The following is a 12004-nucleotide window of genomic DNA, read 5'->3' on the forward strand; positions in this document are numbered from 1 at the left end:
GCGTGGCCTAGAGGCTGGGCTCACCCACCGCCCGGGCCTGGCGCAGGGCCTCCCGGGCCTGGGCGTCGGCCAGGCGGTACAGCTCGATCGTGCCGTCCCAGTGCTCGATCAAGGCAGTGCACGACTCCACCCAGTCGCCGCAATTGAGGTAGTCCACCTCCCCCACCTTGCGGATTTCGGCGTGGTGGATGTGCCCGCACACCACCCCGTGAAACCCTCGCTTGACGCATTCGCGTGCAATCGCCTCCTCGAAGTCGCTGATAAAGCTCACCGCCGTCTTGACCTTGTGCTTGAGGTAGGCCGACAGCGACCAGTAGCCATAGCCATACCGCGCGCGCCAGTGGTTGAGCCAGCGGTTGAGGGTGAGGGTCAGTTCATAGGCCCAGTCACCCAGGAAGGCCAGCCAGCGGTGATAGCGGGTTATCACGTCGAACTGGTCGCCATGGATCACCAGTAGCCGCCTGCCGTCGACGGTGAGGTGCTCGGCCTGGTCCACCAGCTGGATATTGCCCAGCACCAGCTTGGAGTAGCGACGCAGGAACTCGTCGTGGTTGCCGGTCACATAGATCACCTCGGTGCCGCGCTTGCTCATGGTCAGCAGGCGCCGGATCACGTTGGTATGGGCCTGGGGCCAGTACATGCCACCCCGCAGCTTCCAGCCGTCGATGATGTCGCCCACCAGGTAGATGCGATCGGCCTGGTAGCCCTTGAGAAACTGCGACAGATGCTCGGCCTGGCAGTCGCGGGTGCCAAGGTGCACGTCCGAGATCCACAGCGTGCGCACGCGCTGCTTGCGCGAAGGTTTGCCAAGCTCGGCATGGGTCATGGGCAGGCTCCGGGAGAGTTTGTGCGAGCTTGCCTGTGGGCAGTGAATCGACCATGACCGTTGTGCGGCAGTCCTGTGACAGGCCGTCGGGGCATGTACACTGCGTGGCCTGTGCTCCCGATCCAAGGCAACCGCCCGCCATGACCCCTCGTACCGCCCTGGGCGCCCTGCATGCAGGCGCGCTGTTGTTCGGCCTGACCGGCGTGTTCGGCAAGCTGGCCAGTGCCGGCCCGTCGGTCATCGTGTTCGGCCGTGCGGCCTTCGCCGTGCTGGCCCTGGCCATCTTCGTCGGCGTTGCCCGACAACACTGGCAACCCCTGAAGGCACGGGACTGGCGCGGGCTGACATTGGCCGGGATGTTGCTGGCCGGCCATTGGGTCAGCTTCTTCGTCGCGGTCAAGGTGGCCGGCGTGGCCATCGCGACCCTGGGCTTTGCCAGCTTCCCGGCGTTCACGGTCATTCTCGAAGGGCTGTTGTTCCGTGAGCGCATCCGTCGCAACGAAGCCTTGCTGGTAGTGCTGGTGAGCATCGGCCTGGTGCTGGTGACGCCCGACTTCGACCTCGCCAGCCAGGCCACCAGCGGGCTGCTGTGGGCGTTGTTCTCGGGGTTGCTGTTCGCCCTGCTGTCACTGCTCAACCGTGCAGGCTCGCGGCACATTCCGGCGGTACAGGCGGCGCTGTGCCAGAACGCCGTGGTGGCACTGTGTCTGCTGCCGGTGGCGGGCCCGCTGCTGCCTTCGGTGAGCGCGCTGGACTGGCTGTGGCTGGGGCTGCTGGGGGTGTTCTGCACCGGCGTGGCACACAGCCTGTTCGTGGCCAGCCTGGCGGTGATCAAGGCCCGTACCGCCGCCGTGGTGTTTGCCATGGAGCCGGTCTACGGCATCGCCATGGCCTGGGTGATCTTCGCCGAGCAGCCCACCTTGCGCATGCTGATGGGCGGGGTGCTGATCATTCTGGCCATCGTGATTTCAAGCCGTCTGGCCGCCGGCGCACCACACACCGCACCCGCCACCTCCGGCGGCTGAGTCAGGCGCGGTCGTTGTGGCCCAGGTCGCGCTGCGGGTCGATCTGGTCGCGGACCCGCTGCTTGAGCACCTTGGCCTCGGGGAAACCGCCATCGGCCTTGCGTTCCCAGATCTGCACGCCATCGCAGGTGATGCGAAAGTTGCCGCCCGTGGCCGGTTCCAGGGCCACCCGGGCCAGGTCGTCACTGAAGGTGCTCAGCAGTTCCTGGGCCAGCCAGGCGGCGCGCAGCAGCCATTGGCACTGCGTGCAATAGGTGATGACAATTTCGGGTTTGGATACGGACATGGGGTAACGGTCTCCTGATAGGTGGTCGCGCTTATACTAGCCACCTTTAGCCTTTGCTCCGAGAGCCGCGATGCGTCGTCTGCTGTTGTGCCTGTTGCTGTCCCTTACCTCCCTTGCCCTCTGCGCCGCCGAGGCCGCCCGGCCCAAGGTCGGCCTGGTGCTGTCCGGCGGCGCGGCGCGCGGCCTGGCCCACATCGGTGTGCTCAAGGCGCTGGAAGAACAGGGGGTGAAGATCGACGCCATCGCCGGCACCAGCATGGGCGCGGTGATCGGCGGGTTGTACGCCTCGGGCTACAAGATCGACGAGCTGGAGAAGCTGGCCCTGGCCATCGACTGGCAGCAGGCGTTGTCCGATGCACCGCCGCGCAAGGACATCCCCTTCAGGCGCAAGCAGGACGACCGCGACTTCCTGGTCAAACAGCGCCTGAGCTTTCGCGACGACGGCAGCCTGGGCCTGCCGTTGGGGGTGATCCAGGGGCAGAACCTCGCGCTGCTGCTCGAAAGCCTGCTGGCCCACGCCAGTGACACCCGTGACTTCGACAAGCTGCCGATCCCGTTCCGCGCAGTGGCCACCGATATCGCCAGCGGCGAGAAAGTGGTGTTTCGCAAGGGCCACCTGCCCCAGGTGATCCGCGCCAGCATGTCGATCCCGGCGGTGTTCGCCCCGGTCGAGCTGGACGGCCGCCTGCTGGTCGACGGCGGCATGGTCGATAACATCCCGCTGGATATCGTGCGTGAGATGGGTGTGGACATGGCGATCGTCGTCGATATCGGCACGCCGCTGCGCAATCGCAAGCAGTTGGCCACGGTGGTCGATGTGCTCAACCAGTCGATCACCCTGATGACCCGGCGCAACTCCGAAGAGCAACTGGCCTCGCTGCACCGCGACGACATCCTGGTACAGCCGCCGCTGTCGAGCTTTGGCGTCACCGACTTCGGCCGGGCCCAGGACATGATCGACGCCGGCTACCGCGCCACCCGCCTGCTCGACCCGCGCCTGGCCAGCCTGCGCCGGGTCAACGACACGGCGGTGCAACTGGCCGAGGCGCGCTCGGCCGGGCAACGCACCCCGGTGATCACCGCCATCAAGGTCGAGAACGACTCCAAGGTCAGTGACGACGTGATCCGCTACTACATTCGCCAGCCCATCGGCGAACCGCTGGAGCTCGACCGCCTGCGCACCGACATGGGCACCCTGTACGGCCTGGACTACTTCGACCGGGTGCAGTACCGCGTGGTGCACAAGGGCGACGAGAACACCCTGGTGATCAACGCCCGGGGCCGACGTGGCGGCACCGACTATCTGCGGCTGGGGCTGAACCTGTCCGATGACCTGCGTGGCGACAGCGCCTTCAACCTGGGCGCCAGCTACCGCGTCAACGGCATCAACCGCCTGGGCGCCGAGTGGCTCACCCGAGCCCAGATCGGCGACAAGCAGGAGCTCTACAGCGAGTTCTACCAGCCGCTGGATACCGGGTCGCGCTACTTCGTGGCGCCCTACCTGGACATCGGCTCGCAGAACATCGAGGCCACCCTGGACAACGACCCCATCGCCGAGTACCGCCTCGAACGCTATGGCTTCGGGCTCAACCTGGGCCGCCAGATCGGCAACAACGGCGAAGTGCGCCTGGGGGTGGGCCAGGCCTGGGGGCAGGCCGAGGTACGCATCGGCGAACAGGGCCTGCCCAAGGTGAACTTCAACGAAGGCTTCTATGACCTCAAGTATTCGTTCGATACCCTGGACAACGTCTACTTCCCCCACAGCGGCGAAGACGTCAGCCTGACCCTGCGCCAGTTCGAGCCGGGCCTGGGCTCCGACCAGCGCTATCGCCAATGGGACATGAAACTGGACAAGGCCCTGAGCAGCGGGCCGAACACCTGGGTATTCGGCGGTCGCTATGCGCGGACTCTGGATGATGCCGAGGTGGTCACCTCGAGCTTCGTGATGGGCGGCGCCCGGCAGCTGTCGGGCTTTCGCCAGGACTCGGTGTCAGGCCAGAACCTGAGCCTGATGCGCATGGTCTACTACCGGCGCCTGACCCCGCGCTCCTACCTGCCGCTGGACTTCCCGCTGTATCTGGGCGGCTCGCTGGAACGCGGCCGCGCCTGGAACAACGACAACGAGTTCGACAGCGGCTACATCAACGCCGCCAGCATCTTCCTGGGCTTCGAAACGCCGCTGGGGCCGCTGAACTTCAGCTACGGCATGAACACCGAGAACCAGAAGGCGTTCTACCTCAACCTGGGGCAGACCTTCTAGGACTTCTCCAGGTTGCCCAGGATGCGCGCGTGCACCCGCATGCACACGCGCAGCTCTTCTTCGTCGATGCCTTCGAACAGCTCGACGCGCAAGGCGTTGGCAATGGTCTCGATCTGGTCGATCAACGGCTTGGCGGGCGGGCACAACACGATCTTCTTGGCGCGTCGGTCCTCCAGTACGGCCTGGCGCTTGACCAGGCCCTGGGCCTCGAGGCTGTCGAGCAGACGGGCCAGGGTCGGCCCTTCAACCCCCACGCTCTGCGCCAGTTCACGCTGGGTGGGGGCCTCGTCGAAGCGCGCCAGGTGCAGCAGCACCAGCCAGCGCGCCTGCGACAGGTTGAGCCCGGCCAGGCGGCGGTCCAGCTCGGCGCGCCAACCCCGGGACATATGGGCCAACTGCATCCCGAAACGGTGGTGATCGGTCAACGGCATAGGAAACTCATCATCAGAACTAATTAATAGGCAGCTAATCATGCCCTTGGGCCTTAGGCAAGGCTCATGCCGTCGGCAGGCGCTGCATAATCGTCATAAATGATGACAAACAACCTTTCTACATCTCGAACTCGGCCGCCAGTGCGGCGCGCACGCAATACAGCACGCCCTCAGGCACGCGTCCGCCAAACTGCTCGATGATCGCCGACACCGGCGGCAACTCGCCTTCGCCGTCGAGGAACGCGTCCTGGATCTCGCCCATCAGGTCCTCGGGCAGGTCCAGCGCCTGTTCCAGTGACAGCTGTTGGCGACCGATGGCCTCGGCCAGCAGGCTGTAAACGTTCTTTTCACTGCATTGCAGCTGGCCGGCGATCTGCAGCGGAGTCATGCCAGCGCGGGCCAGGCTGATCAGCTCGTGGCGCAGGTCGGCGACCGGGGCCGGGGCCTCTGCAGCGCCGCCCAGCACCTCGAGGAAGGCCTGGCCGTAGCGCTCCAGCTTGCGTGCCCCCACGCCACTGACCTGGGCCATCTCGCTGAGGCTGCCGGGCTGACTGCGCAGCATCTCCAGCAGGGTCGAGTCGGGGAAGATGACATACGGCGGCACGCCATGCTCCTCGGCCAGCTTGCGCCGCAGGGCGCGCAAGGCGTCCCACTGTTCGCGTTCCTCACCGCGCACCAGCTGGCTGGCCGGGCTGCCCGAGCTGCTGCTCTTGCTGCTGGTCTGCGGCTTGAGGTCGCGGCGCAGCTCAAGGGTGACTTCGCCACGCAGCAAGGGCCGGCACGTATCGGACAGGCGCAGCCCGCCATAGCCTTCCAGGTCGATATCGGCCAGGCCACGCGCCACCAGCTGGCGGAACAGCGAACGCCACTCGCCTTCTGCGCGAGCCTTGCCCACGCCATACACGGCAAGCTTCTCGTGCCCGAAGCTGCGGATCTTCTCGTTGTCCTTGCCCAGCAGCACGTCCACCAGATGGCCCACGCCGTAGCGCTGGCCAGTACGATAGATGGCCGACAGCGCCTGGCGCGCAGGCTCGGTGGCGTCCCAGGTCTGCACGCCGTCGACGCAGTTGTCGCAGTGCCCGCAGGGCTGGGGCAGTTCTTCATCGAAATAGTTGAGCAGGGTCTGGCGACGGCAGCGGGTCTCTTCGCACAGTGCCAGCATGGCATCGAGCTTGTGCTGCTCGACCCGTTTGTGACGCTCGTCACCTTCGGAGTTCTGCAGCATCTGCTTGAGCATCACCATGTCCTGCAGGCCGTAGGCCATCCAGGCATCGGCGGGCAGGCCGTCACGGCCGGCGCGACCGGTTTCCTGGTAGTAGGCTTCCAGCGACTTGGGCAGGTCCAGGTGGGCCACGAAACGCACGTTCGGCTTGTCGATGCCCATGCCGAAGGCGATGGTCGCGACCATGATCAGGCCTTCCTCGTTGAGGAAGCGGCGCTGATTGCTGGCGCGGGTCTCGGCAGGCAGGCCGGCGTGATAGGGCAGCGCCGGGAACCCCTGCTCGCACAAAAACGCGGCCACATCGTCGACCTTCTTGCGCGACAGGCAATAGACGATGCCGGCGTTGCCGCGCCGCTCGTTGAGGAACGCCAGCAACTGTTTGCGCGGCTGTTCCTTGGGCACGATGCGATAGAAGATGTTCGGCCGGTCGAAACTCGACAGAAAGCGCTCGGCGTTCTGCAGGTGCAGGCGGGTGACGATCTCTTCGCGGGTACGCATGTCCGCGGTGGCGGTCAGGGCAATGCGCGGCACGTTGGGGAAGAGTTCGGCCAGTTGCCCCAGTTGCAGGTATTCAGGGCGGAAGTCATGGCCCCATTGCGACACGCAGTGCGCCTCGTCGATGGCGAACAGCGCGATGTCCAGGCTGCGCAGAAAATCCAGCATGCGTGGCTGCACCAGGCGTTCCGGGGCCAGGTACAGCATCTTGAGCTCGCCGCGACGAATGCGCATGGCCAGTTCGCGCTGCTGGTCGGCGCTCATCGTGGAGTTCAGCGAAGCCGCGGCGACACCCAGCTCGTCGAGGGTCGCCACCTGGTCGTCCATCAGCGCGATCAGCGGCGACACCACCACTGCCAGGCCTTCGCGCAGCAGCCCCGGAACCTGGAAGCACAGCGACTTGCCGCCGCCGGTGGGCATCAGTACCAGCGCATCGCCGCCTTTGGCCACGCATTCGATGATCGCCCCCTGGCGCCCGCGAAAGCTGTCGTAGCCGAAGATGTCCTTGAGGACGCGCTGAGCCTGTTCGAGCATAAAAACTCCATAAATCGCAGAACCATCCTGGCCACAGGCTGGATGAAAAGCTTCCCCGCCACACCTGAAATTGCGTAAGCGGCTTTTGCCGGGGCCGCATGCTGGCGTGACCGGGCGCAAAAGCCGGGCATTATACCGGACACGGCGCCCGTGCAGGGGGCTCTGCGATAGGCGTCATCCTTTGCCTCGCAGGCGCCGCAAGATGCTAGAATTCCAGCATCGTTTATTCCCAAGGTAGCCCTGTAATGTCCTTCGCTGAGCAATTAACCCGCCTGCAAGCCTTCCTCGACGCTGACGAGCTGCACGAAGAAGCGCTGGACTACGTTGCCGCACACGGCTACCTGACCGCGCTGTCGATCTGCTCCGAAGCCGTTCCCGAGCGTGAATGGATCGACGCCCTGTTCGCCGAGCCGCCGCACTACAAGGACGAGGCCCAGCGCGAAGAAATCGAAAGCACACTGATCAAGCTCAAGGATCACATCGCCCGCCAACTGGCCAGCGATGAGGAATTCGAGCTGCCGTGCGACCTGGACCTTGGCGACGAGCCGGACGACTCCGAGCTGCGCGGCTGGTGCATCGGCTTCATGGAAGGGGTGTTCCTGCGTGAAGCGGCCTGGTTCGAAAGCGCCGAGGAAGAGGTCAGCGAAATGCTGCTGCCGATCATGGTCGGTTCCGGCCTGTTCGACGAAGAGGCCGAGTTCGCCGACATCGCCAGCGACGCCAACCTGATGGACGACATGATCGTGCAGATCCCCGAGGCGCTGACGGCCTTGTACCTGCTGTGCCATGCCCCGGACGAGAAACCTGCGCTGCTCAAGCCTCGCCACCACTGAGTCTGCATCCATGCGCTACCTGCTGCTGGCCATCGGCTGGCTCAGCGTCGCGCTGGGGGTGATCGGCATCTTCCTCCCGGTGCTGCCGACCACCCCTTTTCTGTTATTGGCGGCAGCCTGCTTTACGCGCAGCTCGCCCCGCTTTCACGCATGGCTGGTCAATCACCCGCGGCTTGGGCCGTGGATTCGCGACTACCTGGGCGGTGAAGGCATTCCGCTCAAGGCCAAGGTATACGCCATCGGGCTGATGTGGCTGAGCATAGGCTTTTCGTGCTACCTGGTGCCCTTGCCGTGGGCACGCGGGTTCATGCTCACCAGTGCGGTACTGGTGACCGTGTACATCGCGCGGCAGAAGACCTTGCGCAAGCGTACCTAGGCGCAACCACGCGCCCACCCCATCGCGGGCCAAGCCCGCTCCCACAGCTACTTCATTGCTCTTGTGGGAGCGGGCTTGGCCCGCGATGGCAGCGGCAGGTCAGCTGCGCCATCTACGCCTCATGTCACACCGTATCCACCTTCAACGAATGATCATTGAGCATCCCGTTGATCACCGTGGCTGTATCCGCCCCCGCCGAGATGACCCCACCCGCGCCCGCCGTCACCCCATAGTGATGGGCAAGGTCCACGCCGGCCAGTTCGATGGTCTGGGTCGGCGCCGCGCCGGCCACCGCACTCACCTGGATGGTCGATATCACACCGTTGCCCGTGCCCGTCACCGTGAAGTGCAGGTAATCGTCCAGCGACGCCGACGTCGCGTTCTCGCCCTGCAGCAATTGCGAGAGGTCCAGCCGATCGGTACCCGGGGTAAAGTCGGTCACCTTGTCGTGGCCAGTATTGCCCTGTTGCCACAGGAAGGTATCGCTGCCCGCGCCACCGGTCAGGGTATTGTTGCCCGGCCCGCCGATCAGCAGATCGTCACCGCCGCCCCCGATCAGGATGTCGTTGCCCAGGCCGCCGATCAGCGTGTTGGCGTTGTCGTCGCCGGTCAGCTTGTCGTCGTGGTCGGAGCCGATCAGGTTCTCGATCGACACCAGCTTGTCGAGCCCGGCGCCGATCGTGTTCTGCTCACCGGTCAGCGCCAGGCTCACCGTCACCCCAGCGCTCGCTCCGGCGTAGCTGGCGGTGTCGTTGCCAGCGCCACCGTCGAGCAGATCGTTGCCGTTGCCGCCGATCAACAGGTCGTTGCCATCCCCCCCGTAGAGCTTGTCGTTGCCATCGCCGCCAATCAGCACGTCGTTGCCTGCACCGCCATTGAGAACGTCATCACCGCTCCCGGCCAGCAGCACGTCGTCGTGGCTGGTGCCTTCCAGGGTACTGCCGGCCTGGTAGGTGATGTCCACCGCCCCCGTGGCGCTGCCGCCATGGCCGTCGCTGACGGTATAGGTGCCGTTGTAGGTGGGCGTGTAGTCATGCGCCCCGGCGTAGTTGATCGACATGTTCAGCTGGTAGCTTTCTGCGCCCTTGCCGCCGTCGTCATTGACCTGGTTGACCAGATGGATGCTGTACACCCCATCATGGCTGGCGGTGAAACTGCCGCCATCGGCGATGGTGTGGTAGGTGCCGCCCTCATCCTTCCACTGCATCAGCAAGTTGCGATCAGCGGTGCGGTTGTGGTCCAGGGTCAGGGTTTCGCCCTCGCGCAGGCTTACCTTGATCACGTCTTCGTCATTGCCATTGGCAGCACTCACCGCCCCCAGGTAGCCACTGACCACCAGCGCCGCGGTCATCGACCCGGCTGCGCCGGTAAAGGCACTGCGCGCCAGAACCCGCTCCTGATTGGCCAGCGTGTCGTCCTGGCCGGTGAAGGTGATAACCGTCTTGCCGTTGCCGGCCGTGAAATCCGCCCCCTTGGTCCAGCCGGTGTTGAAGGTGATCGGCGCCGCACTCAGGCGATCGTGGTTGGCGTCGCTATCGTTGGCCAGCAAGGCGGCGGCCGGGACGCTGATGCTCGGCGCAAGGATATTGGTGATGACATGATCGGCACCGGCCACCGGCGCAGCATTGGTGTTGACGTTGATCACCAGGTTGGCACCGCTCAGGTCGCCGTCGTTGTCGCTGGCCACGAAGCGGATGGTCTCCACCTGATTGCTGCCGCTGTCCTTGGGCGGCGTATAGGTGAACTGGCCGTTGTCCATGTCCACCACCAGCGTCCCGCCCAGCGCGGTCTTGACCGTGATGCTGTGGCTGTTCGCGTCGAAGGTGCCGCGGTCTGCACCGCCACTGGCTGCATAACTGGGCTGGTTGGCGTTGCCTTTGGGGTCGAAGGTGTAGGTGGTGCCGTCGATCAACAGAGACTTGATGAAGCCACCATCGGCACCGAAGTCGCCACCGCTCATCAGGCTGCCGGTGATCGGCGCGCCCTGCACGGTGCCCGACAGCACGTTGTCCAGTTGCGCCAGGTCGGTGACCACCACCGAGTTGGTATTGGTGTGGGTACTGCCGTCATAGGCAGCCGGGTTGAGATTGCCGGTGTTGACGCCGCTGCCCAGCCCGATCGCATACGACTTGATGCCGTTGTCGCCCAGGAAGTTCTCCCAGTTGCCGGTGCGCGTTTCGGTCAGGGCATGCCCCGAGGTCGGCGCACCGTCCGAGAAGAAGTAGCTGACACTCTGCGCCCCCTCCAGCTTGCCCGGCGTCTGGTAGGCCGTCTGCGCCACGTTGACTGCCGAGTCGTAATAGGTCGAGCCACCCGGGGTCAGGTCCTTGATCAGGGCCTTGGCCTCGGCCACCGTCACCCACACGTCGGTGCGATCACTGGCACCGGTGGAGAACGTGACGACCTGCACCTTCACATCGCCCATGTCGTCGTACTTGTCCAGCAGTGCGCCGATGGCCTCCTTGGCCAGCTCCAGGCGCGACAGGCCGCGCACCCCGGAATTGTCGGCCATGCTGCCGGACACATCGATGATCAGCATGACGTTGGTGTCCACCTGCCCCGGCGTGGTCGAGCGCACGGCGTCAGCCGTTGTGGGCACGTCATCGACGATATTGATCACGATGTTGCTGGTGGTCGAATTGCCGGCCGCATCGGTGGCCTTGTAGACGAAGGTCTCGCTGGTGACCACGTTGGGGCCGTCGTTGAGCCCGCCTGCGGTTTTGGGTGCGGACGTAAGGGTGTACTTGAAGCTGCCGTCGGCGTTGAGCTGAATCTGCCCATAGGCGCCCGTGCTGCTGCCCACCAGCGTATAGGTGATCGCGCCGCTGGCTCCGCTGACCGAGCCCACCAGGCTGCCGGTCGCGGTTTCACCCGCTGAGCCGGGGTCGCTGCCGGTCACGGTGCCGGGGGCGAGGTCGTTCGGATCCTGACTAAGGTCCAGGGCCTTCTCGTACACCGTGACCTCGTTGTTGGGGCAGGCGACGATCTTGCTGTCGGTGACATTGATGGTGATGGTGGTGGTGCTTTCGTCGCCGTCCGCGTCACGAATGGTGTAGGTGAAGGTGTCTTGGGCACCGTCCTGCGTCACCGCATTGGGGTTGGCCTTGTACTCGGCCTCGCCGTTGGCATGCAGGATGAGGGTGCCATAGGTGCCGGCGATGCCCACGCCCAGCGAGCCGATGGCCGAGGTCGAGGTGTCGGCGCCCGCCCGTACACCCACCACCGCACCGCCCTGGGCTGCACCGTCTGCACCCAGGATGTCGTTGAGCAGCACGTTGCCCGTGACCGTACCGCCCTCCACCACCGTGGTGCTGTCGGACTCCGCCCTTGGCACGTCATCCACGATCTTGATCACGATGGTGCTGGTGACGCTGTTGCCCAGTTGGTCGGTCGCCTTGTAGGTAAAGGTCTCGGACGTGACGATATTCGCCCCGTCGTCGCCGTTGCCGATGTGCGGCGCCGAGGTCAGGGTGTACTTGTAGCTGCCGTCGGCATTGAGCTGAATCTGCCCATAGGCACCTGTAGTGCTGCCCACCAGCGTGTAGGTGAGCGCGCCGGAACCGCCCGTGACCGAGCCGACCAGGGTGCCGGTACCCGTCTCGCCAGGCGAGGTAGGGTTGCTGCCCACCACCGTGCCCGGGGCCAGGTCCTGCGGGTCCTGGGTCAGGTCCAGCGCTTTTTCGTAGACTTTCACCTCGGTATCGGCGCAGGCCACC

9 protein-coding genes are annotated in these 12004 nt (G+C 65.1%); 4 read left to right on the forward strand and 5 right to left on the reverse strand.

The annotated features are described in order from the left end of the window. Positions 1 to 7: 7 nt before the first annotated feature. Positions 8 to 826 (reverse strand): UDP-2,3-diacylglucosamine diphosphatase, encoded by an 819-nt coding sequence (locus tag DN387_RS24915; protein ID WP_054916590.1) that lies wholly within the window; start codon positions 824 to 826, stop codon positions 8 to 10. A 140-nt stretch (positions 827 to 966) separates the two neighbouring features. Between DN387_RS24915 and DN387_RS24920 the strand changes: the two genes are divergently transcribed. After that, positions 967 to 1851 (forward strand): DMT family transporter, encoded by an 885-nt coding sequence (locus tag DN387_RS24920; protein ID WP_054916591.1) that lies wholly within the window; start codon positions 967 to 969, stop codon positions 1849 to 1851. Between the two features lies 1 nt (position 1852). Here DN387_RS24920 and DN387_RS24925 read toward each other — a convergent pair whose 3' ends face one another. After that, on the reverse strand, positions 1853 to 2137 hold the full coding sequence (locus DN387_RS24925; protein WP_054916592.1) for a SelT/SelW/SelH family protein: 285 nt from the start codon (positions 2135 to 2137) through the stop codon (positions 1853 to 1855). Positions 2138 to 2207: 70 nt separating this feature from the next. Here DN387_RS24925 and DN387_RS24930 point away from each other — a divergent pair, with 70 nt between their 5' ends. Further along, complete coding sequence (locus DN387_RS24930; RefSeq protein ID WP_043864124.1) at positions 2208 to 4397, forward strand: patatin-like phospholipase family protein; 2190 nt, start codon at positions 2208 to 2210, stop codon at positions 4395 to 4397. Here DN387_RS24930 and DN387_RS24935 read toward each other — a convergent pair. After that, complete coding sequence (locus tag DN387_RS24935; RefSeq protein ID WP_043864125.1) at positions 4394 to 4828, reverse strand: MarR family transcriptional regulator; 435 nt, start codon at positions 4826 to 4828, stop codon at positions 4394 to 4396. The two genes, DN387_RS24930 and DN387_RS24935, sit on opposite strands and share 4 nt — an antisense overlap. Positions 4829 to 4946: 118 nt before the next feature. Further along, positions 4947 to 7079 (reverse strand): DNA helicase RecQ, encoded by a 2133-nt coding sequence (recQ, locus tag DN387_RS24940; protein ID WP_043864126.1) that lies wholly within the window; start codon positions 7077 to 7079, stop codon positions 4947 to 4949. Between the two features lie 245 nt (positions 7080 to 7324). Here recQ and DN387_RS24945 point away from each other — a divergent pair, with 245 nt between their 5' ends. Next, complete coding sequence (locus tag DN387_RS24945; protein WP_054916593.1) at positions 7325 to 7912, forward strand: YecA family protein; 588 nt, start codon at positions 7325 to 7327, stop codon at positions 7910 to 7912. Between the two features lie 10 nt (positions 7913 to 7922). After that, positions 7923 to 8288, forward strand: a complete 366-nt coding sequence (locus DN387_RS24950; protein ID WP_054916594.1) for a YbaN family protein — start codon at positions 7923 to 7925, stop codon at positions 8286 to 8288. A 124-nt stretch (positions 8289 to 8412) separates the two neighbouring features. On the opposite strand, the gene DN387_RS24955 is transcribed toward DN387_RS24950, so the two are convergent. Next, positions 8413 to 12004, reverse strand: a 3592-nt coding sequence (locus DN387_RS24955; protein WP_254506379.1) for a type I secretion C-terminal target domain-containing protein, incomplete at its 5' end; no start/stop codon positions are given.

The organism is Pseudomonas sp. FBF18, assembly GCF_024261405.1.
In the GTDB taxonomy this organism is placed as follows: domain Bacteria; phylum Pseudomonadota; class Gammaproteobacteria; order Pseudomonadales; family Pseudomonadaceae; genus Aquipseudomonas; species Aquipseudomonas palmensis.

Excerpts from the sequence above, each read along its gene's own strand:
- DN387_RS24915 (WP_054916590.1), bottom strand. The coding sequence starts at position 826 with ATGACCCATGCCGAGCTTGGCAAACCTTCGCGCAAGCAGCGCGTGCGC.
- DN387_RS24920 (WP_054916591.1), top strand. The coding sequence starts at position 967 with ATGACCCCTCGTACCGCCCTGGGCGCCCTGCATGCAGGCGCGCTGTTG.
- DN387_RS24925 (WP_054916592.1), bottom strand. The coding sequence starts at position 2,137 with ATGTCCGTATCCAAACCCGAAATTGTCATCACCTATTGCACGCAGTGC.
- DN387_RS24930 (WP_043864124.1), top strand. The coding sequence starts at position 2,208 with ATGCGTCGTCTGCTGTTGTGCCTGTTGCTGTCCCTTACCTCCCTTGCC.
- DN387_RS24935 (WP_043864125.1), bottom strand. The coding sequence starts at position 4,828 with ATGCCGTTGACCGATCACCACCGTTTCGGGATGCAGTTGGCCCATATG.
- recQ (WP_043864126.1), bottom strand. The coding sequence starts at position 7,079 with ATGCTCGAACAGGCTCAGCGCGTCCTCAAGGACATCTTCGGCTACGAC.
- DN387_RS24945 (WP_054916593.1), top strand. The coding sequence starts at position 7,325 with ATGTCCTTCGCTGAGCAATTAACCCGCCTGCAAGCCTTCCTCGACGCT.
- DN387_RS24950 (WP_054916594.1), top strand. The coding sequence starts at position 7,923 with ATGCGCTACCTGCTGCTGGCCATCGGCTGGCTCAGCGTCGCGCTGGGG.